Origin of the sequence: Clostridium sp. UBA871, from assembly GCF_002295255.1 — a bacterium.
Lineage (GTDB): Bacteria > Bacillota > Clostridia > Clostridiales > Clostridiaceae > Clostridium_J > Clostridium_J sulfidigenes.
The window spans coordinates 159,771-183,333 of sequence record NZ_DBFV01000002.1 but is presented as its reverse complement, the minus strand read 5'-3'; the positions used below and the strand labels follow the sequence as shown (position 1 = coordinate 183,333).

Below are 23,563 nucleotides of genomic sequence, written 5' to 3'. Positions count from 1 at the left end.
ATACCTATACAAGTAAAGAAGAAAGTGATTCCTTATACATTACATATTGAAGATGTAATGCTCTAGTTAAAGCCACATATAGCAACTTTTTATCTAAGACTTCATTCCTATACATATCTTCATCACAATTATAAACAATGGTTGCGTCAAACTCTAACCCCTTGGTCATATAGCTAGGTATAAGTAAATTATCTATATCTAATTTACTTTGACTCTCTTCTATCAGTTCCCATTTATATTTGGACTCCTTCTTAAGCCTTTTATGTAATTCCTTGCATTCAGTATAGGTTTTGCAAATTATAGCTACAGTTTTTTTATTCTTACTATATATTTCTTCTAATAAAGAATCAATAACTCTTATTTCTTCATCTTCTTTAGCATTAATAACCCTAGGTTCATCTCCATGTCTTAATATAGGAAGAGCTGGTTTTATATTTAACTTTTGCTTTTCTAATACCCTGTTTGCAAACTCTATTATTTCTACTGTAGACCTATAGCTTTGGGATAAAGTTATATAAGTGGCATCTTCGCTAAATACCTTTTCTACTAAGCTTTCCCATGAGTTAATTCCTTTATAATTATAGATTCCTTGCCCTAAATCCCCAACTATAGTCATGGAGTTATTCTTCGATATTTCTTTTAATACATTAAATTGCATAAGACTATAATCTTGTGCTTCATCAATGACAGTATGAATATAATTCTCTCCTACTACTCCTTCTAACTTCAATTGTAAGTATGTTAATGCCGTTAAATCATCGCAGTCTATATTTTTAGTGGCAATATTATTATTTATTTCATCTCTCATATAGTCAGCTAACTTTTTAGGTAAGCAATTATCTGTTACAGATGAAAATGCTTCTTCATCATTATATAGATTTATATAACTATCTACTACACTTATCTTCTTCCAACTACCAAAGAACTCCTTTAATGCCTTACTCCCTTTAGTTTTTAGTCCTGCTATAAGCTCATCTCGTTCATCATAGGTTTTAATTATCTCTTTTCTCTTATCTTCCTCTGATATGTCTTTTCTATCCTTTATATCTTTTATCTTAAAAAAGTATATATCTTCTATCTTTTCTTTAATTTCTTCTATTCGGTTTTTCAACTTACCTTTAAAGTATTTATTTATTTCATCTTTTCTTTTGTTAATAGGTAAATTTTCTAAATCCTTTATATATAGTCTTTTTATTTCCTTTGCTGAAAATAAAATGTATTCATCTACTAATATATCCTCTACTTCAGAACTCTTTCTTTCTAAATATTTTATAAACCTATCCATAATGGTTTTATAGGTCATTGTCCCTTTTATCTTGCTAGATGCAGTAATGTATTTAATTTCTTCCTCATCCTTACATTCCATTATATGTGCAAGCTTTTTATCCTTAGTTATTATTTTATATTTAATGTTTAAAATTGCACTGCAAAGTTCCTCAAAGGTTGACTGTTTTACATTACTAACTCCTAAGTTTGGTAATATATCTGATATATAGTCTAAAAATAATTGGTTTGGTGCAACTACTAGTATGTTTCTATTGTTCATTTCATCTCCATAGGTATACACTAGGTAGGCTAATCTATGTAATGCTACAGTAGTCTTTCCTGACCCTGCGGAACCTTGAATAATTATTGGTTTATTTTTATAGGCTCTAATAATTTCATTTTGTTCCCTCTGAATTGTATTTACTACATCCTTAAGCTTTTTACTCATATTTTCTTCTAGATTTATCTTTAAAAACTCATCTACTAGTTCTTCTCCATCTTCTGATACTGGAACTATTAACTCATTTACTCCCTCATCAAAGATATTTACTATTTTTCCATCTTTAACTTGGAATTTCCTTTTTAATAATAGGTCTCCTTGAATTTCTCCCATGGGGGCAGTATAAGATGCTGCTCCAAAAGTTCCACTATAATATAAATTGGCAAGAGGTGCTCTCCAATCAATGACAACCTCTTCGTTTTTAACTTCATCTATAAGTCCAAACTTACCAATATAAAAGCTTTCTACATCTCTTATCTTTTCCTTGAAATCAATTCTTGCAAAGTATGGATTATCTTTACTTTCATTATACTTATGCAAATCTTTATTTGCGAAGTCTTGAATATTTTGGGCTAAAATTAGCTCTGTACTAAAAGTACCCCTTGAAGATTTTTTAAGAGTTGCTACTTTCTTTTCATACTCTTCACACTTTTTCTCAGTGTTTAAAAGTTGTTCTTCTATCCATTCCTTAGTACTACTGAATTTCATTTCTTCCTTCAAAGTCTCTTCTCTATTAATTGTCATTGTTTTTCACCTCTCACTTCTTATATTTTTGAAAAAATATAGAGGAAAAACCCCTTGGATTCTCCCTCTTTGCTTATAATGTAATATTTTTTGCATTAATCGTATAATTTTCTAAGAGCTTATCATATCATAATGAAATATTTCTTTGTTTATGAGTTGCCTATATATTATACATTAAATTTTTACAAATTCATAGAAGTTTTTAAATATTTGTTATCTATTTAAGTTTAAATGTCTTAGGTGCTAATTTATAAACTAATGTTAATGCTATAATCATATATATTACAGTGAATATGATTACTCCTATACTAAACATATAGGAAGAGCTATCAATTCCTGAACACATATAACAAACTACATACATTACTGTATTAATTCCTCTGAATAGTGGACTTTTAACCTCTAAGTTAGCAGTATATGGCTGAATTATATAATATATGGCTAAATGATGTATAGAAAAAAAGCAAGCCAAGGCTATTATACTTAAAAATAAATAACTTAATTCTAATATTGCCTTAGGGTCTCCAGATGCTATTAGTATGAAAATTATACAACAGCAAATTACTAAAGCAGGAAGAATATTAAAAACAACTACCCTTTTTAACCTAGATTTAAAATTAGAAAATATAGCTTCTCTTTGTCTATAGTACCCATATCTAAGTAAGCTTATATCACAATTAAAAAACATAGCCTTACAAATTCTTTCTGTAGTAGATAAAAAGTACATTACAAATATCCAACTAGAAGTTTTATTCTTGAAAAAATCTATAATACCCCCTTTATCACTTGGTTTCCACAATACAAATCCAATGGCAACTATTGTTACTATAAGGCTTCCTATAATTATATATTTTGAAGACTTTGATAAAAGTTTTTTGTATCTTTTGAAAAATATAGCATTAAGATATTCATAGCCTTGCTTATTTTCATAGATATTGGAATTCAAGTCTTCTACTTTTATCTTCTTCTCGTTTATTTCTACATCTTTAAACTGAACATCTTTTACTAATTTCTGTTTCTCTAAAATATTATCCTTAGTGCATATAATTTTACTAATATCCTTAAACCTTTTGTATTTAAAGATATATCTAAGAGATAAAACTGACAATAAAAATAATAGGATAATAATCCTGTAATCATATATCCACCTATGAAGTCCTATATTAACATGAAAAAATAAAGGAACATAGGCTAGTAAAGGACAAATAATCACCAATGTCCCAATAAATATATCCATATTTGATATCATCTTGTTAAACCTACTAAATACAAATAAATGTATAAACTCCCATATGAACCTAATGAGTATAAACTCAAAGGTCAAAATTAATCCCTTTACTGGAGAAAACAGTACCATCATCACGGGAGTAAAATGTATAAAAGCTAAAATTCTGGTATAAACCATTTCACTTATAAAGTACTTTTTAGCATCCACCCTCATTAATCTTATCATGTTGAAAGGTTTTTCATCTCGTGGCATTAAAGTAGTATTTATAATGGGTCCTAGAATAAAGCTTAAAATAAAAAATATTTGAAGAGCTACTTCCTGTAAATTTCCGCTTTCCTTTGAGAGGTACAGAGCAGGAAGTGCTATCATCACACCAATATAAACAGCTTTTTTAATAAAGCCAAATAAAAAAGACATTATTTCAAATATAATTCCAAGAGTAATTTTAGCCTTTGTTTTACTGTAAAAACTCTCTGGAACTTTTTTACCTATTAGCGGAATCCTCTTGATGAAATATATGAATGTATTTGCACCTTGTACAAAGGAGAATTTGTATGTATTAGTAAAAGTTCTAATCATAATTGTCCTCCTTTAAAATTTCCATGATGCTTTCCTCAAACTTTCCACTTCTTATAACTTCACTTGGAACTTGCTCTAATATTCCATGATTAAGAACTACTATTTCATCACATAAATCCATGGCAAGTTGTAATATATGAGTTGAAAATATAATTATATGCTCACTCTTTATTTCCTTTAATAAATTTTTAATTTCTAGTGCCACAATTACATCAAAAGAACTTAATGGTTCATCTAATAAAATTACCGGCGGTCTACTTATTAAAAAGCATAACATCTGGAGCTTGTTCTTCATTCCGTGAGAATAGGTTTTAATTAATCTATGACTATCGACCCTAGATATTTTTATAATATTTAAATATTCCTCTACGGTCTTAATATCATTAATCTTATCCTTATTTATATCTATATAGAATTTAACAAACTCATAACCTGTTAAAAACTCTGGTAATACTGGATCTGCAAAAACAAATCCTATATTAGAATAATCTAACTCTCCTTCATTACCCAATCCATTCTCTAAGATGACTTCCCCTGAATCTTTGCTTAGCTCTCCACTTATACAATTAAATAAAGTAGTTTTACCTGCACCATTTCTTCCTAATAGGCCATATATCTTTCCTTTTTCAAAGGTAAAAGATGCTCCTTTTAACACCACTTTATTTTCAAAACTTTTTTGTATATCCTTTAATATTAACTCCACTTTTCTCCCCCTAATCTTCTCAAACCCGCATGGGCAGAACAACTATATAAATATGAAAAAATTTTCCTATAAAAATATTTATATAGGAAAATTTTTTCATATATCCTATTAACTATTAAATCACATATTTTACAAATTATCTATTTAAAATTGTAGGTTATTATGAAATAATAGGATAAAGGTTATTCTTATATTATAATTTTCTAAGTAATAACTTAGAATCAAGAATAAATGTTAACTAAGCTCGTTTATGAACATTTTACTTTTAAGGAGTTGTATTAAATGGAGAATTTAGAGAAATTTCGAAACTTTATGAAATCTAGCTTTTCAACAGAAGAGGATGAAGGGGAATATGAGTTATCTGATCAACAAAAAAAATTACCTCAACCACCTTTACAAAAACCATATGATGAAAATGATAAAACTATAGACTTGCCTGAGGTAACAGATAAAATTTTAGTTAGATCTAATATCCTAGACATTATAAATCAAAGGGAAAGTCATCGTAAATTTACTGATGATAATCTAAGCTTAGAGGAGCTATCCTTTCTTCTTTGGTGTACACAAGGTGTAAAAAAAGTTACTGCTAATAACTATGCAACCCTTAGAACCGTACCTTCTGGTGGTGCTCGTCATCCCTTTGAGACATACTTAGTAATAAATCACATTAAGGGCATTAAGAAGGGCTTATACAGATACCTTCCCTTACGCCATAAATTACTTCTTATATTAGAAGATTCTACTTTATCATCTCAACTTTCTGATATAGCTTGTGAACAAACCTTTGTTGGCGATAGTGCCGTAACCTTTATATGGAGTTGTATTCCCTATAGAGGCGAATGGAGATATCTAGATGCTGCCCATAAAGTTATGCTACTTGATGCAGGTCATGTATGTCAAAACCTTTATCTTGCTTGCCAAGCCATAGATTGTGGTACCTGTGCTGTAGGAGCCTATGACCAAAAGCTTATAGATAAATTTCTTGGATTAGATGGCGAAAATGAGTTTGTAGTTTATGTAGCTCCCGTTGGTAAAGTAAGTAAATAGTTCAAAAATAGTATACCATATTTAACAAAGTCTAAAGGATAGCTTAAGTAAAATTTAAGGTGTCCTTTTTATATAAATCAACCATAATTATTAATCATAATTGACATTTATAAGGTGGCATTAATACTTTCTTTCTACATATAAAATGTATCACAATTTAGTATATTGAAATAATTCTATATTTTCTTTTAATATATTCAAAGATATTTAAATAAAATTCAACTTATATTTGACATAAAATTATTATGATGATAACATTTATTAGTACTAATAAGATTTAAACTGTATTTAAATACATATTTATTATGAAATATTAATTAATTCAGCTTATCTCTCTAGGATCATTATTCACATGAATTTATATATTAATTACCCATTTTAATTTAAAATGGCTAATTTTTCTGCTTGATATATCATAATATTTTTTGTATCATATACAAGGTTAATACATAGGACAAATCCAATTGAGGTATAGGTTAAACCCTTCACTTCAATTGTTAAATAAAATTAAATAAGAATATATAGGGGGACTTTATTATGAACAATCTTATCTATGTTTGTATAGTTGCTGGATTGCTTGCTTTAATCTCTGCCTTTTTACTACTATCAAAAATTAATAAAAGTAGTGAAGGTACAGATAGAATGAAAGAAATCGCTTCAGCTATCAGTGAAGGTGCTACTGCTTTCTTAAAGGCAGAGTACAAAGTATTAATCATTTTCTGTGCTATTATTTTTGTATTAATTGGTGTAGGAATAGGTAGCTGGGTTACAGCTGTTTGCTTCTTAGTTGGAGCATTATTCTCAACTCTAGCAGGTTATGTTGGTATGCATACAGCTACTAAAGCCAATGTAAGAACTGCTGAAGGTGCTAGAACATCTGGTATGAGTAAAGCACTTTCAATTGCATTCTCTGGTGGAGCTGTTATGGGTCTGTGTGTTGTAGGTCTTGGACTACTAGGAGTAAGTGTAGTTTACTTTTTTACAAATAATATAGAAGTACTTACTGGATTTAGTTTAGGAGCTTCTACTCTAGCTCTTTTTGGACGTGTTGGTGGTGGAATATATACTAAGGCTGCTGACGTTGGAGCTGACCTTGTTGGTAAGGTTGAAGCTGGTATACCTGAAGATGATCCACGTAACCCAGCAGTAATCGCTGATAACGTTGGTGATAACGTTGGTGATGTTGCTGGTATGGGTGCAGACTTATTTGAATCATACGTTGGTTCTATCATATCTGCTATTACACTAGGTGTAGTTGCTTTTGGATTAAAGGGAGCTATTTTCCCACTTATAATATCTGCAGCAGGAATTTTCTGTTCTATAATAGGTATTGTGCTTGTAAATAATAGCAAAAGCCAAAATCCACATAAAGCTTTAAATAGTGGAACTTACTTAGCTAGTATATTAGTTGTTATATCTTCTGCTGTACTTAGTAAAAAATTCTTTGGAGATTTCTTACCATTCTTCGCAATAATTTCTGGAATTATAGTTGGTTTATTAATTGGTAAGTTAACAGAAGTATACACTTCAAGTGATTATAGATCAGTTAAGAAAATTGCTGAACAATCTGAAACTGGTTCTGCAACAACAATAATATCTGGACTTGCTGTTGGAATGGAATCTACAGCTCTACCTATAATATTAATTGCTATTGCTATACTAGTTGCTTATTCATTCTCTGGATTATACGGTATTGCTCTTGCAGCTGTTGGAATGTTATCAACTACTGGTATTACTGTAGCAGTTGATGCTTATGGTCCAATTGCTGACAATGCTGGTGGTATTGCAGAAATGTCAGGACTTGATTCATCAGTTCGTAAGATTACAGATAAATTAGACTCTGTTGGTAACACTACAGCTGCTATGGGTAAAGGCTTTGCTATTGGTTCTGCAGCTCTTACTGCATTAGCATTATTCGCTTCTTACTCTCAAGCTGTTGGATTAACTACTATAGACTGTTTAAATCCTAAAGTAATTGTTGGATTATTAGTTGGAGGTATGCTTCCATTCCTATTCTCAGCATTTACAATGGAATCTGTTGGTAAAACAGCTAACAAAATGATTGTTGAAGTTCGTAATCAATTTAAAACCATTCCTGGAATTCTAGAAGGTACTGGAAAACCTGATTATAAAAGATGCGTTGAAATTTCAACAGCTGCAGCATTAAAAGAAATGATGCTTCCTGGAGTTATGGCTGTAGCTATGCCACTAGTAATTGGTATCTTACTTGGTACTGAAGCTTTAGGTGGACTTTTAGTAGGTTCTCTTGTTTCTGGAGTTATGCTTGCTATCTTCATGTCTAACTCTGGTGGTGCATGGGATAACGCTAAGAAGTACATTGAAGAAGGTACTCATGGTGGTAAAGGTAGCGATGCTCATAAAGCCGCTGTTGTTGGAGATACTGTTGGAGATCCATTTAAGGATACATCTGGTCCATCAATCAACATATTAATAAAACTTATGACTATTGTTTCTTTAGTTTTTGCTTCTCTATTTGTTTCAATAGGTGGACTTTTATAGAAATCTAATTATAAGTTAAAATATTAAACCTCTTATTCTAGAATTATAATTCTAAAATAAGAGGTTTCCTTTTATATAGTATTTATCTCACATGTAATTACTATGTAATCTTTTAGTAAATCAATTAAGCACCTTAATTTTTAATCTAAAAATTCTCCATCATATTCTTCTAAGAAAGAATGTTTTTGTCCATCCTTTTGCCAACCTAAAATTGCATCCATATTAACATTTTCAGCAGCCTTAAATATAGATTTATCCACATCTTTAAAATTCTTTTTCATTTCTTTTATCATATCCTTTATTTCATGTCTCTTGTTACCAATCTTCTTTGCTGCTACCATGCATGCACAGTTAAGAGGCCATATACCACTACTTTGTATAAAGTTTTCTATGTAGCTTTCCTCAACATAATAAAGAGGACGTATAAGCTCTAACCCTTTAAAGTTAGTTGCTTTAAGCTTGGGAAGCATAGTTTTAAAAGTTCCTCCATAAAGCACATTAAGCATTGTAGTTTCAATAACATCATTAAAGTGATGTCCTAATGCTAGCTTATTGCATCCAAGCCTTTCAGCTTCAGAATATAATGCGCCCCTTCTCATCCTAGCACACATATAACAGGGATAATCCTTTGCAATCTCATCTATAATGTCAAATATTTTTGAATCAAAGGTATGTATTGGTATATTTAAATAATTACAATTATCCAATAAAAGCTCTTTAATCTGTGGATGATATCCTGGGTCCATAGCAATAAATTCTAATTCAAAATTTACTTGCCCATGACGTTTTAACTCTTGAAATAACTTAGCCATTATTATACTATCCTTACCTCCAGATATTCCAACAGCTATCTTATCTCCTTCTTCTACTAATTTGTATTCTCTAATAGCCTTAATAAATTTAGACCATACTGATTTTCTATATTTTTTAATTAAACTTCTTTCTATTTCTTCTAATGGCTTTCTCTCATTAAAAGGGACTAATATTTCACAACCTTCTCCTGCTACACCACTCATTTATTTCACCTCGTATATTTTTTAATATATGTACTTTACATATTTCTAATATTAAGTTTATACTTTTACACTATAAACTTACTTTGATATTATAGCACCTTTATAAATTTTTGTCTTGGTACTTCAATTAAATTAAATACCTATGTCTAGGTATAATACAAATATTAGTCAGCTTAAATTTTCATTTTATAAATACATTTTTTCAAATATTAAACTTGTAACTACTTTTAATACTATAGAATACTATAAATAGATAAACAATTTTTAGGAGCTGTAAGTTTATTAATGGGTAACATAAATATGTATAGGCAGGCTAACCCATGTAAAGACGCCTACCTTAGTGAAGATTATATAAGTCTATTTGTTCAATATGATAGAGATCTTGTTAGTGAACTTAATGACATAGAATACGCCTGTGCTTTTAGAGTATCTGATATAGACTATATTGTGTCTGTAAGAACTATTAATTATGATGATTTTATCCGCAACTTTAAGGATAAATTCACCATAGATGTTAGTTTTCCTTATACTTTATCAGCTGTACAACCAATAGATGCTGCTAATATAACACAATTTCATGGAGAAACATTTTTAAATCTTACAGGAAAAGGTACAATAGCTACAATTATAGATACTGGAATAGATTATTTAAACCCTCAATTTCAATATCCTAATGGTACTACAAGAATTGTGGCAATATGGGACCAAACCATTGAAAGTAATGTAGCTAATAATGACCCTATAGCCTTTTTTGGTACTATTTATAGTCGTGAAGATATTAATAGAGCTATTCAGACATCTATTCAAGGTGGAAATCCATATGACATAGTTCCTTCAAGAGATAATTTAGGTCATGGCACAAATATGGCTGGTTTAGTTGGGGCAAGAGGATTGAATGGCGTAATAGGGGGTGCTCCTGACTGTGAATTTCTAATTATAAAGCTTAAAGAAGCTAAAACTAGCAATCTTAAGTTGGTAGGAGTTAATAATAGAAGAAGTACTCCAATTTTTGAAGGTATCGATATTTATCTTGCCACAAGATTTACTATAAATTATAATGATGTAAACTTATTAAAACCTATGAGTATTTTATTATCTACTGGAACAAATTGGGGTGGTCACGAAGGTTTAACTTCCATAGAACAGGATATCGATTTTTTTTCAACTAGAAAGGGTCTCGTGTTCGTAACTAATACTGGAAATCAAGGTGCTAGTTTAACTCACGTCTCTGGTAGGTTTTTAAAAAGCAATTCTCTAGAGATTATAGAGTTTATTGTAGGCTTAAATGAAGATAACTTAGTTCTTATGCTCTGGATTCAAAGGCCCGATAGAATATCTATAGCTATAATTTCTCCTAGTGGAGAAATCGCCGAACCAGTGCAACCTGAACTAGTAGGTACAGAGTTTGAACAAGTTAACCTAATCCTTGAAAGCAGTGTAATTAATATAGCCTTTACAAGTGCTGAATTTGCTAGTGGAAATGAAGCTGTATATATAACTATAACAAATCCTAAAGATGGACTTTGGCAACTACGGCTTAAGGGAGACTATATAGTTAATGGTGTCTACAATATGTGGCTACCTCAAAGGCCTCTTATACAGTTAACTACTAGGGTAATTAATCCTAGCCCTTATACTACATTGCAAGCCCCTGCTAACGCAAGAAAATCTATAACAACATCCTTCTACGATCAAAATAATAACACCATAGCTGTAGAATCTGGTAGAGGCTTTACTGCCGACAATAGAATTAAGCCTAATTTAACTACTGGTGGTGTTATGGCCTTAACTACTGGACTTAATAATGAAACCATTTTACTTACAGGAGGTTCAGTGGCTGGCGCAGTACTCTGTGGTGCTACTCTTCTTCTGCTAGAGTGGGGAATTGCCCTTGGAAATGACCCTAATATATATGGACCTACTGTTATTTCTTATTTCACCAGAGGTACTAGCAAAAGATCAGGTGATATATATCCTAATCCTCAATGGGGATATGGAATGTTAAATCTTCAGGGCTCCTTTGAAAATCTTAGATCATCTTCCCTGATTAGAAGTTCTAATAAATTCATTACCCCAGGAGAAAATCACCTTCCATTTAACTTTTCTATAAGAATTCCCAAACAATTATATAGAAAAATAGATGAGCTATATAAGGAGGATGTGTAATTTATGGATATTAAGAATTTAAGGGAGACAACTCCACAAATAGATATTCCATTGCAATACAGTAGATTTACAGTTTACTATAGTGGAGATATAACTAGTGCTACTGCTTCTATTCCTCAAATCAACGTTGTAATTCTAACTCCATATTTGGCAGTTATATTTGTAGAGCCCGGATATGAAAATTTACTTGTAACTATACCTAATATTAATATAATTGAACCTTTCAATTACTATATACTTACACAACTATCACCCTTAGAAACTTCTAACATAATTCAATTCACTGAAGGCAACCCAATAGATTTAACTGGTACTGGGGTAATAGTAGGTACCATAGATACGGGTATCGATTACTTAAATGTAGAATTTACTAGAGAAGACGAAACCTCTAGAATATTATCTATTTGGGATCAAACTGATAACACCGGAACCGCACCTTCTGGAATTAATTATGGCAGTGTATATTCACAAGAACAGATAAATGCAGCTATAAAATTAAATAGGGAGGGTGGCGATCCCTACTCCATAGTTCCAAGAATAGACACTAATGGGCATGGAACTCAGTGTGCAGGTATAATTGGAGCTAGAGGTTACGGTGAAATTAAGGGTGCAGCACCTAACTGTGATTTTATAGTAGTTAAACTACTGCCGACAAGAGAGTTAACAACTGCAATAGACCCGTCACTACCTAACATTCCAATTTATCGTAGTCCTGATATATCTACAGCTATTCTTTATCTCTTACAGCAACGTTATATATACCAAAAACCCATGGTAATATTTTTACCTATAAGTAGTAATCAAGGCGCTCACAATGGTACCAGTACTCTTGAAGAGCTCATTGACTACTACTCCTTTTCCTCTAATGTCTCCTTTGCTGTAGGCACTGGTAACCAGGGTAACTCAGAAACTCACGCCTCTGGTTACATTAATAACACTGGTGAAACTTCATCTGTTGAATTTTCTGTAGACCCAAATCAGAAAGATTTAAATATATCTATATGGTGCACCTATCCAGATAAAATATCTTTGGGGCTAACATCTCCTAGTGGGCAAGTAATTTCTAGAGTTCCTGTAAAAATTGGTCTAACTACAACTCTTAATTTTTTATATGAAAATACCACTACTAGATTAATTTACTATTTCCCTGAAATTATATCTGGAAATCAGCTAATCTTCTTGTCATTTTCTAATATTGCCGCTGGTATATGGACTATAAATCTGTTTGGTGATTATATAGTAAATGGATCTTTTAACGTTTGGCTTGATCAAAGGCCTTTATCCAAGCCTGGTACAGCACTACTAAATCCTGATAATTTTACAACCCTTACCATACCTTCTACTAGTAATCTAGCTATTACTACTGCATTTTATAATCAAAATACTAATACTATAGGTTCAAATTCTGGAGTTGGATTCACAGCAAATAATAAAATAAAACCTGACTTAACTTGTGGTGGAATAAATGTATCGACTACAGGCTTAAACAATACCATCACAACTATTTCAGGTTCCAGTGCAGCCACTGCAGTATTAGCTGGTGCTATAGCTCTATTTTATCAATGGGGTATAACTGATGGAAATATTCCTGTATTATCTTCTGAAAGTATAAAAACTTTTTTAATTAGAGGAACTAGAAAAAGACCTAATGAGTCCTATCCTAATCAATTTTGGGGTTATGGTATTCTTGATATGCGAGGAGTCTTTGATGCTATTAGGGGTATTTACGCTCAACAGGATCAACTAGCCCCTCCTATAGTTATAGAGCCAAGGCCTGTTAGTCTTTCAAGATACTGCGATGATAATATTGAAACATATCTGCCTTATGATTTATTTAGAAGACTAAACTATACCAAGGAGTTTTTATTTTAATTGTAACTACTTTATATTACTTAGAGTAATATAGATAGATAAACATTTTTGGGAGATGTAATGTTATTTCTTATTTTACAAGAGGTACTAGCAAAAGATCAGGTGATATATATCCTAATCCTCAATGGGGCTATGGAATATTAAATCTTCAAGGTTCTTTTGAAAATCTTAGATCATCTTCTTTGATTAAAAGTTGTAATAAATTTATTGCCACAAGAAAAACCCACTTTCCATTTAATTTTTCAATAATAGTTCCTAATCAATTATATAAAAGAATAGATGATATGTAAGGAGGATGTGTATTTATGAACCTTAATGATTTAAGGGAAACAACTCCACAAGTAGATATTCCATTACAGTATAATAGATATATAGTTTACTATAGTGGAGATATAATTAGTGCTACTGCTTCCATTCCTCAAATCAGCGTTGTAGTACTAACCCCATATATGGCAGCTGTATTTATAGCTCCCGGATATGAAAATTTACTTATAACTATACCTAATATTAATATAATTGAACCTCCCAACGACTATATACTTACACAATTATCACCTTTACAAACTTCTAATATAATCCAATTTACTGAAGGTAATCCTATAGATTTAACTGGTACTGGGGTAATTGTGGGTACCATAGATACAGGTATAGATTATTTAAATGTAGAATTTACTAGAGAAGATGGTACCTCTAGAATATTATCTATTTGGGATCAAACTGACAATAATGGAACCGCACCACCTGGAATTAATTATGGTAGCATATATTCACAAGAACAAATAAATGCAGCTATTAACTTAAATAGGGAGGGTGGTGATCCCTATTCCATAGTTCCAAGGATAGACACTAATGGGCATGGAACTCAGTGTGCAGGTATAATTGGAGCTAGAGGTTATGGTGAAATTAAAGGTGCAGCACCTAACTGTGATTTTATAGTAGTTAAACTAAGGCCTATAAGAGAGTTAACAGATATAACAGATCCGTCACTACCTGGCATTCCAATTTATCGTAATACTGATATGGCTACAGCTATGCTTTATCTCTTACAACAGCGTTATATACACCAAAAACCCATGGTAATATTTTTACCACTTAGTAGTAATCTAGGAGCTCATGATGGCACTAGTGCTCTTGAAGAGCTCATTGACTACTACTCTTTTTCTTCTACCGTCTCCTTTGCCATAGGCACTGGTAACCAGGGCAACTCTGAAACTCACACCTCTGGTTACATTAATAATACTGGTGAAACTTCATCTGTTGAATTTTCTGTAGACCCAAATCAAAATGATTTAAATATAGCCCTATGGTGTGCCTATCCAGATAAAATATCTTTAGGGATAACTTCTCCTAGTGGTCAAGTAATTTCTAGGGTTCCTGTTAAAATTGGTCTAACTACAACCCTTAATTTTTTATATGAAAATACCACTACTAGATTAGTTTACTATTTCCCTGAAATTATATCTGGCAATCAGCTAATCTTCTTGTCATTTTCTAATATTGCCGCTGGTATATGGACTATAAATCTGTTCGGTGATTATATAGTAAACGGTTCTTATAACGTTTGGATTGATCAAAGGCCTTTATCTAAGCCTGGTACAGCACTACTAAATCCTAATAATTTTACAACCCTTACCATACCTTCTACTAGTAATCTAGCTATTACTACTGCATTTTATAATCAAAATACCAATACTCTAGGCTCAAATTCTGGAGTTGGATTCACAGCAAGTAATAAAATCAAACCTGACTTAACTTGTGGTGGAATAAATGTGTTAACTACAGGATTAAACAATACCACCACAACCATCTCAGGTTCCAGTGCAGCCACAGCAGTATTAGCTGGTGCTATAACCCTATTTTATCAATGGGGTATAACCGATGGAAATATTCCTATATTGTCTTCTGAAAGTATAAAAACCTTTTTAATTAGAGGAACACGAAAAAGGCCTAATGAGGCATATCCCAACGAATTTTGGGGCTATGGTATTCTTGATATGGTTGGAGTGTTTGATGCTATTAGGGGTATTTACGCTCAACAAGATCAAATGGCATCCCCCATAGTTATAGAACCTAGGCCTGTTAGTCCTTCAAGATACTTTGATGATAATGTAGAAACTTTTCTACCAATAAGTCTATTGAGTAGATTAAAGTATAATGAGTAGGCTCAAATTAATAAAATACTTAGTGTCCATCACTTTTTATTTCCCAGTGAATAACAAAGGTTAGTATAGCTCTAAGTAATATTATTGCAGCTAATATGTACATCTCATCAAAATTTCTTACTATTACAGTTTTTAAAATCTCTGCAGCCAATTTAAACTCAAGTGCAAGTGCTAATGCTTGTGCAAAATCTACCTTTATAGAACAATTAATTGGTTTAAATAAGCTTAGAATATATCTATAAAAGGCCTTCATTCCAGCTACTAGAATTACTGTAGTTCCCATTAATTCTAACAATGAAATAACTCTAGGTATTATTATTGCCGTAATAATATGTTCCAATGTTAAAAACCCCCTTATGAATTTGCTATTACTTGTATATTATTATATTTATAGTGACTTGTCCATTTATTAATAACTAGTTATGTAACTGTTTGCTATTAACTTGAAAATTTTAGCCCTAGACTCATATAGATTTCTCTATATAGGTCTAGAGCTATTTTTATTTTAAAATATATGGCTTTTTATTAACTTCATATCACCTATTAAAACATATTCACCTAAATATGCTGGTATTAGAAAACTTTCCAAAATAGATATGTCAATAAATTTTCTAAGTCCTTCATCAACAAAGCTAATTTTACCTTTACCTTCTACACAGGTAAATACAAAAAACTTGTTTTTATCACTAGTTTCACTATAGCTTCCTTTTATATTGTATATATCTATATTAAATTTTTCTGAATTCATATGATTTTGTATTACTAAATCATTGTTTATACATAGCCTCTTAGGTGTACCATTAAAATTAACTACATCCAACGCTTTGTCAATATGAAGTTTTCTTCCTCGGTTATAATCATAAACTCTATAGGTAATATCACTATTTTGTTGTATTTCTGCTAGTAATATGCCTTTTCCTATGGAATGAAGTAATCCAGGTTCTATTATAAATAATTCTCCAGGCTTAACTGATATTTTATTCATGCAATCTTCCACAGTATCATTCTTACAACTTCTTTTGAATTCTTCCTTTGTACATCCTGTTGTACCAACAATTATTTCTGCGCCCTCTTCGCAATCTATAATATACCAAGCCTCAACCTTACCATTATCATTTTCTACTCTATGAGCATACTCATCATTGGGATGTACCTGCACAGATAGATTCTCATTAGAATTTATAATCTTTATAAGTAGTGGAAAATCCCTATCTGTAAATTTATCTATATATATCTTATCTCCTAAAATTAAGTTTTTATATTCCTTAATTATCTCAATAAGTGCTTTTCCTTTATATTTTCCATTACTAATAATACTCATTCCATTTTTATGACAGGCAATTTCCCAGCTTTCTCCTATGTTTCCTTTAGGAAGATTTATTCTATAATCTTCTAGCTTTCTTCCTCCCCAAATTTTTTCATAATATAAATTTTCAAATTTAATAGGATACATATTGCCCTCTAATATAAATGTTTATATTTTAAGGTATGCTATGTATCCTAATAAGGTTAATTAAATATTTTTAATAATGAACTCTTATAAGCCAAAATTTAATATTTTTATCACTCCAACCCAAATCCCAAGGCACATCATTTCTATCAGTATTATGACAAGTAACTAAAGCATAACCTCTAGAATCTGCATTGGTTACAGTAGATATATGTTTAATATCACCTTTTTTCTCATAAGCAACAAAATCTCCTGGCATAAGTTGATAGGAAGCTTTATATACCTTATCATAGGTTCCATGAGCTATTACTGAAGCTCTTCCACTATATACCCAATAACTCTTAAATTTATCCGCATTTACCCAAGATGCTGTAGCTTCTCCTTTAGAATAATTCCATGATGAATTTTTCTTAAATTTACCACCCTCATGCAATATCTGTGAAGCAAAGTTAGCACAATCTCCACCTTCAGGATTAAAATTTCTATAATCTTTATTGTATTTATAACCAAATTCTTCTTCAGTAGCTGCTCCACAATATTTATTGGCATATTCTACAGATGCTTTCCTTCTTTCATCTAAATTTGAGAAATCTTTAGGTTCTTGAGCTAAAATAAATTCTTTTACATCATCTACTTTTATTTTTTCTAAATTTAAAGAATCTGCAAAGGGATCTGTATACCACTCCTTATTTATTAAGAAATTGTCCCCTTTATTTATTAAAGTAAGTACATGATAAGTCCCTATCCTAGCTGCATTAACCTCTTCTAGTCTATCTTCATAAACATACCTATATTCTGTAGAACATGTAAAGTTAACTTTGAATCCATTATCCTTTTCACTTATACGATTTACAACTACCTTAGGAAGTATTTCTGTAATTTTAACCCCTTGTTTCTGTTCCCAATTGTGAAGATAAATCATCTTTTTCTCTTCATTTTCATAGGCCCATGTACCATACTTAGTTCCCATATCATAAACGGACTTAATGCTTTCTTCTTCTCCAGTTACGATGGCTCTATTACGCTTTGCAATAGTTTCTTCAATGAAGTTCTTAATTTCTAGTTTTACTTCTTCATCTACATCTTCAGCATTAGCTCTAGAAAAAAAAATATTTGCAATAATAATAGCTAGTAATATTCCAAATATCAACTTCCATGTAAGTATCTTTTTTATGGATCTTATAATGTTCATAAAGGTCCTCCTCATTTTAGCTCTTTAGTTAATTATTAATTTAAAGTTCCTTCAATAATATTAATATAATTATCTATTTTTATATCTCTTGGTACTTCACCAAACCAATCCATATCTTTGTTGAAGGTTTCTCCAAAGTATTTTGCCTTTATTAACACCTCTGGTCTATATTCAAAATGAAGAATATCAAAATGACCCCATTTTCCACCCCATACAAAGTTATTTTTTTCAAAAGTATCTACTAATTCCTTAGGATAAGATAACATCCTCTTTTCTCCAGCATCTCTAGATGCCCACTTCCAATAGTCACTAGGATTACTATTGATATCAATAGCTATTCCATAGGCATGAGGACTCAGCTTTCCTGTACCTGATATAACTCTATAATTAAAAGTTCCATTAATAGGATTTAAAAGAGATGATACAGCTCCATTTCCTAATGATAATTGTTTTAACTCCTCCATAGCCTTCTTTAAACTTTCTGCAGCTCCATTATTTTTATTGAATTGATAGTTTTTATAAGGTGCAGGAACACTTATAAGGTTAGATGATACTTCTCTTTCACTACCTCCATAAACTTCATTTAAAAGATTATAATTTCTAAATCTACCTGGATCTCTATTTATATCTAAAAGCTTATCAGGCATAGTAAGAGGATAAATATCTTCTAGTATATCTTGAAGGTCTGCATTATCCATTTTTCCGTTAAAATCCTTAGATTGTTTATCATCATAGAGTATTTTCTTTCCTGAATCTGTTATTATAAATACCTTTCCTTCTTCACTTTTTTCAACTCCAGTTATGAACTCCGGATATGCCATCATTAAAGTTAGAATATCTTGTTTCATTGTAGTATTATAATTAATTTCATTATTCTCTTCTATATCATCTGCAAATACTTTCATATTATTAATGAAAGTAACTAATATAGTTAAAATTATAATTCCATATAAAAAAAACTTTTTCATATATATCCTCCTAGCAAAGAACCTAACACAAAAACGACTTACGGTCTTATTTAAAATAAAAAATAGGCTAAAAATATCCTTTAGCCTATTTTGTGTAAATATACAATTATTTATGACTGGTAAATTAATGAGTTTTTTTTAATAAATTATCCTTATTATTTTTTTCAAATTCTAAAAGCTTACTTTTTATATCCATATGATTTCCTGCATATCCTACTAATTTTCCACTTTTTCCAATTACTCTGTGACATGGAATTATTATAGGAAATTCATTTGCTCTATTGGCCCCACCTATAGCTCTTACACCTTTAGGATTTCCAATTGCTATAGCAATATCGCTGTAACTTCTAGTTTCTCCATAGGGTATATTTATAAGCTCCTGCCAAACTTTATTTCTAAATTCTGTAGTCCTTACTGACAATGGTAAGTTAAAATCTTCCCTTTCACCATTAAAATATTCCTTTAATTGAGTTATAGCCCCTAAGCACCTCTCTTTATTATGTTCTAAACTTCCCTTATTAAGGTTATGGTATTCTTCCCATCCATCTTGAAAAAGCTCTATCTTCACAACGCCCTTTTCATCCATAACCACATATATAGTTCCTATAATAGAGTCAAAGTAATCATACCACATAAAATTCCCTCACTTTCGTTATAAACAGAATTCCTAGCTTCTTTGAAGCTTTACTAACAGAATATTCTTAGTGTCAGTATTTTTGATACTTAGAAATCATTGTCCTTTAGGTAAAATCGTTATCCAGGACTAGTCGTCATCAGATAAAATTAAAAGATGTTAATATATATATTAACATCTTTTCAATTACTTTATAACATGTTTTATATTATTATAGTCCTGATTGTAATCTGATTTCTTCTTCTACTTCGGTTTCTATGAGGCATAAATCTAATCTAGAGTTTATATACTCAGTTTTTAATTTCATATAGTTGCCCCAGGTACATATACTACAATCTAAAACATCTATAAGCTCATCTATTAAGCAACCAACTTCCTGTGCTCTTTTAAGGGCATCTTTAATATCCCTTTTGTTAGCAATGGTAATACAGTTCACGCTGCTTGCTGTATCAACTAAGATTTTATAGGAACCTATAAGTCTACATAATTGATCTATAGTAAAACCTAGATCTCTTCCATAACTTTCAATAATTCTTCTCTGTGCCATAAACTCCTACCTTAAAAATGCTTCATTGTAAATATATTATTCCAACCTATAAATTATTATTCTAAATCTCTATTATTTTTAAAATATATTTACTATCCTACTCTATATTCTTCTTTAAGTTTCTAGTAGCCACCACATCTACTCCAGTGCCTAGAATGTCCTTCACTATGATATCTCCCATAGAAATTGGAGCCTCTATTTCTATAGAATTTAATACTTCCATAGCTTTAAAATTTAACTCTTTAGGAATAGGTGTTTTTGTTTTTACTGGTATAACAGGGAGCTCACCATCTTTAACTTTTACTGTGGTAGTTATAACTCTTACAGGATTAGTTACTTCATTTATCCCGTAAATTTCACCTCTTTTGCAAGTGTTTCCTGTAACCTCTTTTGTTTCAGTATTTACCTTTAAATGACATCCCATAGGACAACTTATACAAATTAATTCTTTTATCATATTATTCACCATCCTCTAGAGAAATTGTTATATCTCCTGTAATCTTTTCTAATTGAGTTTTATTAAGTAAAATCTTTTCCATTTCCGATGGTGCTAAGTGATTTCTTTTAAAGCTAGAGATTATATCCTCACCACATCTAACCACAATCCTCTTATTATGATATATATTATTTACCCTCATAAATATGGTTAATTTATCTTCTACAGCCTCTACATTTAATCTTTGGGGAACAGTATAATTAATTCTTTCACCATTTATTATATTTACATAATTCCCCTTGTCATCTTTACCTTTAATATATTTGGCAGCACAAAATCCAGCATGTTTAGATTCTGCACTAACAAAGTCTACTAAATCATGAACATGTACTACATTTCCACAGGCAAATATTCCTTCTACAGAAGTTTCCATGCTTTCATTCACTATAAGTCCATTTGTTCTTCTATCCTTATCAATACCAGCCTTAGAAGATAACTCATTTTCTGGTATTAGTCCTACAGATAATAATAAAGTATCGCAATGAAACTCAATTTCAGAACCTTTTATTGGCTTTTTGTTTTCATCTACTTTAGCAATTACCACTTTTTCTAATCTCTTTCTTCCTACAACTTTAGTTACGGTATGTGATAAATAAAGTGGGATATCATAATCATTTAGGCACTGAACAATATTTCTATTAAGTCCGTTAGAATAAGGCATAAGCTCTACTACAGCCTTAACCTTTGCACCTTCTAAAGTCATTCTTCTTGCCATAATAAGACCTATATCACCTGATCCTAGAATCACAACTTCCTTTCCTGGCATATATCCTTCCATATTGATATATCTTTGAGCAGCTCCTGCTGTAAACACTCCTGAAGGTCTATCCCCTGGCATATTTATAGCTCCTCTAGTTCTTTCTCTACATCCCATAGCAAGAATGATAGCTTTTCCCTTTAGTATTAAATATCCATCTTCCTCATTTATCATATGAATCTCTTTATTTTCTTTTATTTCTAATACCATGGTATTAAGTTTAACTTCAACCCTAGTATCACTTATCATATGGATAAATCTTTCAGCATATTCAGGCCCTGTAAGCTCTTCTTTAAAAGTATGAAGTCCAAAGCCATTATGAATACATTGATTTAGTATTCCTCCAAGCTCTCTATCTCTCTCTACTATTAATATTTTCTCTACTCCATTATTATAAGCTTCATAAGCTGCTGCAAGTCCCGCTGGACCTCCACCTATTACTATTAAATCATACATAAATGTTTCCTCCTACTTAGTTCTTCCAATTAAAATATATGAGCCATCGCTTTCTTGAACTATATCTTCCATTGGAACATTTAACTCTCTTGCAATTATTTCTTGAACTCTAGGACCACAGAAGCCACCTTGGCATCTTCCCATACCTGGTCTACACCTTCTCTTTACTCCATCTAGGGTTACTTTTCCAAAGGATCTCTTTATACTATCTATAATTTCACCTTCTGTTATACTTTCACATCTACAGATTATCTTTCCATATCGACTATCCTTTTTTATAAGTTCTGCCTTTTTTTCACTGGATAATTCCATGAAGTTAATTTGCTTTCTAGTATTTTTAAAATTGTCTTTTAACTCAGCCTTAAGTCCGGAATTTTTTAGAATTTCTACCACATCTAAAGCTACCGCTGGTGCAGAAGACAATCCTGGTGATTTCATTCCTGCCACATCTATAAAGCCTTTAACGTCCTTAGCTTCTCCTACAATAAAATCTCCACAATCTGGATTTGCTCTAAGTCCTGCAAAATTTCTTATACTCTCTCTATAATTAATTTTATCTGTGGTTCTCACAGCAGTATTTTTAATAAACTCTAAGTTTTCAGCTGTAGTTGCAACATTATCTTTATCCTCTACACTTTCTGCATCTGGACCTACTAACAAATTTCCATGAACTGTAGGTGTCACTAATATACCCTTTCCAAATTTTGAAGGACATTGAAATATGGTGTGACTAACTACATCACCTTGGCTCTTGTCCATAACAAAATATTCTCCCTTGATAGGATTTATCTTAAAGGTTTCTTTACAAACTAAATTGTGTATTTTATCAGCATAGACTCCTGATGCATTAATAACATATTTGCTTTCTATAACTTCACCTTCAGCTGTATTTATAATAAAATGTTCTTTCTTTTCTATACCAATTACTTGTCTATTTAATTTAACCTCTCCACCATTTTCTGCTCCATTTTCCACAAGAGCTATTGTATATTCAAAGGGACCAACAATTCCTCCTGTTGGTGCATATAGTGCACCCACAACCTTATCACTTAAATTAACCTCTTTTTCCAGGACTTCCTCTCTATTTAAAATTTGTAGTCCCTTAACACCAATTTTATTTCCATTGTCATATAATTCTTTTATAGTTTCCATATCTTCTTCATCAAATCCAATTACTAAAGAGCCATTTCTTTTAAAAGGTACTGATAACTCATTACAAATTTCTTCAAACATTTCATTACCCTTAAGGTTATACTTTGCCATTAAAGTTCCTACCTTAGGATCATAGCCTGCATGGACAATGGCTGAATTTGCCTTGGTTGTCCCCATGGAAACATCATTTTCCTTATCTATTATTGCTACCTTTAAATCATATCTCATAAGCTCTCTAAATATCGAAGCTCCAATTACTCCAGCACCTATTATAGCTATATCATACATTAAAATTTCCTCCTTTAATCACAAAAAAGACAAGCCAAAA

Annotated in this window: 18 protein-coding genes; 5 read left to right on the top strand and 13 right to left on the bottom strand. The window is 31.2% G+C overall.

Translation table 11 applies throughout. From position 1 onward, the window contains the following. Positions 1-4: 4 nt before the first annotated feature. From helD to B3086_RS00955, 3 genes are all read right to left on the bottom strand, one after another. Positions 5-2,290 carry an RNA polymerase recycling motor HelD gene (gene helD / locus B3086_RS00965; RefSeq protein WP_346879844.1) on the bottom strand — a complete coding sequence of 762 codons (2,286 nt, stop codon included), beginning with the start codon at positions 2,288-2,290 and terminating at the stop codon, positions 5-7. Positions 2,291-2,507: 217 nt separating this feature from the next. After that, positions 2,508-4,097 (bottom strand): hypothetical protein, encoded by a 1,590-nt coding sequence (locus B3086_RS00960; protein ID WP_346892627.1) that lies wholly within the window; start codon positions 4,095-4,097, stop codon positions 2,508-2,510. Then, positions 4,090-4,800: an ABC transporter ATP-binding protein gene (locus B3086_RS00955; RefSeq protein ID WP_346892625.1), complete on the bottom strand. Its 711-nt coding sequence runs from the start codon at positions 4,798-4,800 to the stop codon at positions 4,090-4,092. Before B3086_RS00955 ends, B3086_RS00960 begins: the two co-directional genes overlap by 8 nt. A 282-nt stretch (positions 4,801-5,082) precedes the next feature. On the opposite strand from B3086_RS00955, the gene B3086_RS00950 reads away from it, so the two are divergent. Next, the gene (locus B3086_RS00950) at positions 5,083-5,847 is read left to right on the top strand and encodes a SagB/ThcOx family dehydrogenase (RefSeq protein ID WP_346848775.1); all 765 of its coding nucleotides are present in this window, start codon (positions 5,083-5,085) and stop codon (positions 5,845-5,847) included. Between the two features lie 537 nt (positions 5,848-6,384). Continuing rightward, complete coding sequence (locus B3086_RS00945) at positions 6,385-8,367, top strand: sodium-translocating pyrophosphatase (RefSeq protein ID WP_346879842.1); 1,983 nt, start codon at positions 6,385-6,387, stop codon at positions 8,365-8,367. Positions 8,368-8,507: 140 nt separating this feature from the next. Here the strand turns inward: B3086_RS00945 and B3086_RS00940 are convergent, their stop codons facing one another. Further along, positions 8,508-9,383, bottom strand: coding sequence for a tRNA 2-thiocytidine biosynthesis TtcA family protein (locus tag B3086_RS00940; RefSeq protein WP_346848773.1), 876 nt, complete (start codon positions 9,381-9,383; stop codon positions 8,508-8,510). A gap of 285 nt (positions 9,384-9,668) precedes the next feature. On the opposite strand from B3086_RS00940, the gene B3086_RS00935 reads away from it, so the two are divergent. The 3 genes from B3086_RS00935 to B3086_RS00925 all read left to right on the top strand — a co-directional run bounded on the left by B3086_RS00935 (position 9,669) and on the right by B3086_RS00925 (position 15,583). Beyond that, the gene (locus tag B3086_RS00935) at positions 9,669-11,549 is read left to right on the top strand and encodes a S8 family peptidase (protein ID WP_346879841.1); all 1,881 of its coding nucleotides are present in this window, start codon (positions 9,669-9,671) and stop codon (positions 11,547-11,549) included. Between the two features lie 3 nt (positions 11,550-11,552). Beyond that, complete coding sequence (locus B3086_RS00930) at positions 11,553-13,421, top strand: S8 family peptidase (RefSeq protein ID WP_346892623.1); 1,869 nt, start codon at positions 11,553-11,555, stop codon at positions 13,419-13,421. A gap of 305 nt (positions 13,422-13,726) precedes the next feature. Next, positions 13,727-15,583, top strand: a complete 1,857-nt coding sequence (locus tag B3086_RS00925) for a S8 family peptidase (protein ID WP_346879839.1) — start codon at positions 13,727-13,729, stop codon at positions 15,581-15,583. Between the two features lie 19 nt (positions 15,584-15,602). On the opposite strand, the gene B3086_RS00920 is transcribed toward B3086_RS00925, so the two are convergent. The 9 genes from B3086_RS00920 to B3086_RS00880 all read right to left on the bottom strand — a co-directional run bounded on the left by B3086_RS00920 (position 15,603) and on the right by B3086_RS00880 (position 23,523). Further along, positions 15,603-15,923: a DUF1622 domain-containing protein gene (locus B3086_RS00920; protein WP_346848769.1), complete on the bottom strand. Its 321-nt coding sequence runs from the start codon at positions 15,921-15,923 to the stop codon at positions 15,603-15,605. Between the two features lie 165 nt (positions 15,924-16,088). Further along, positions 16,089-17,036: a type I phosphomannose isomerase catalytic subunit gene (locus B3086_RS00915; protein ID WP_346879100.1), complete on the bottom strand. Its 948-nt coding sequence runs from the start codon at positions 17,034-17,036 to the stop codon at positions 16,089-16,091. A gap of 70 nt (positions 17,037-17,106) precedes the next feature. Next, positions 17,107-18,225: an amidase domain-containing protein gene (locus B3086_RS00910; RefSeq protein ID WP_346879099.1), complete on the bottom strand. Its 1,119-nt coding sequence runs from the start codon at positions 18,223-18,225 to the stop codon at positions 17,107-17,109. 35 nt (positions 18,226-18,260) lie between these two features. Continuing rightward, positions 18,261-19,193, bottom strand: coding sequence for a M15 family metallopeptidase (locus B3086_RS00905; RefSeq protein ID WP_346879838.1), 933 nt, complete (start codon positions 19,191-19,193; stop codon positions 18,261-18,263). Between the two features lie 124 nt (positions 19,194-19,317). Then, positions 19,318-19,827: a methylated-DNA--[protein]-cysteine S-methyltransferase gene (locus B3086_RS00900; protein ID WP_346879837.1), complete on the bottom strand. Its 510-nt coding sequence runs from the start codon at positions 19,825-19,827 to the stop codon at positions 19,318-19,320. A gap of 211 nt (positions 19,828-20,038) precedes the next feature. Next, positions 20,039-20,374, bottom strand: a complete 336-nt coding sequence (locus B3086_RS00895) for a hypothetical protein (protein ID WP_346848764.1) — start codon at positions 20,372-20,374, stop codon at positions 20,039-20,041. 97 nt (positions 20,375-20,471) lie between these two features. Next, positions 20,472-20,831: a DUF1667 domain-containing protein gene (locus B3086_RS00890; protein ID WP_035134767.1), complete on the bottom strand. Its 360-nt coding sequence runs from the start codon at positions 20,829-20,831 to the stop codon at positions 20,472-20,474. Between the two features lies 1 nt (position 20,832). Next, entirely contained in the window at positions 20,833-22,083 is a 1,251-nt protein-coding gene (locus B3086_RS00885; protein WP_346848763.1) for an FAD/NAD(P)-binding oxidoreductase, read from the bottom strand. A gap of 12 nt (positions 22,084-22,095) precedes the next feature. After that, complete coding sequence (locus B3086_RS00880; RefSeq protein ID WP_346892621.1) at positions 22,096-23,523, bottom strand: NAD(P)/FAD-dependent oxidoreductase; 1,428 nt, start codon at positions 23,521-23,523, stop codon at positions 22,096-22,098. Positions 23,524-23,563 lie beyond the last annotated feature (40 nt).

Coding starts and splice junctions, on each gene's coding strand:
- helD (WP_346879844.1), bottom strand. CDS start 2,290: ATGACAATTAATAGAGAAGAGACTTTGAAGGAAGAAATGAAATTCAGT.
- B3086_RS00960 (WP_346892627.1), bottom strand. CDS start 4,097: ATGATTAGAACTTTTACTAATACATACAAATTCTCCTTTGTACAAGGT.
- B3086_RS00950 (WP_346848775.1), top strand. CDS start 5,083: ATGGAGAATTTAGAGAAATTTCGAAACTTTATGAAATCTAGCTTTTCA.
- B3086_RS00945 (WP_346879842.1), top strand. CDS start 6,385: ATGAACAATCTTATCTATGTTTGTATAGTTGCTGGATTGCTTGCTTTA.
- B3086_RS00940 (WP_346848773.1), bottom strand. CDS start 9,383: ATGAGTGGTGTAGCAGGAGAAGGTTGTGAAATATTAGTCCCTTTTAAT.
- B3086_RS00935 (WP_346879841.1), top strand. CDS start 9,669: ATGGGTAACATAAATATGTATAGGCAGGCTAACCCATGTAAAGACGCC.
- B3086_RS00930 (WP_346892623.1), top strand. CDS start 11,553: ATGGATATTAAGAATTTAAGGGAGACAACTCCACAAATAGATATTCCA.
- B3086_RS00925 (WP_346879839.1), top strand. CDS start 13,727: ATGAACCTTAATGATTTAAGGGAAACAACTCCACAAGTAGATATTCCA.
- B3086_RS00915 (WP_346879100.1), bottom strand. CDS start 17,036: ATGTATCCTATTAAATTTGAAAATTTATATTATGAAAAAATTTGGGGA.
- B3086_RS00910 (WP_346879099.1), bottom strand. CDS start 18,225: ATGAACATTATAAGATCCATAAAAAAGATACTTACATGGAAGTTGATA.
- B3086_RS00905 (WP_346879838.1), bottom strand. CDS start 19,193: ATGAAAAAGTTTTTTTTATATGGAATTATAATTTTAACTATATTAGTT.
- B3086_RS00900 (WP_346879837.1), bottom strand. CDS start 19,827: ATGTGGTATGATTACTTTGACTCTATTATAGGAACTATATATGTGGTT.
- B3086_RS00895 (WP_346848764.1), bottom strand. CDS start 20,374: ATGGCACAGAGAAGAATTATTGAAAGTTATGGAAGAGATCTAGGTTTT.
- B3086_RS00890 (WP_035134767.1), bottom strand. CDS start 20,831: ATGATAAAAGAATTAATTTGTATAAGTTGTCCTATGGGATGTCATTTA.
- B3086_RS00885 (WP_346848763.1), bottom strand. CDS start 22,083: ATGTATGATTTAATAGTAATAGGTGGAGGTCCAGCGGGACTTGCAGCA.
- B3086_RS00880 (WP_346892621.1), bottom strand. CDS start 23,523: ATGTATGATATAGCTATAATAGGTGCTGGAGTAATTGGAGCTTCGATA.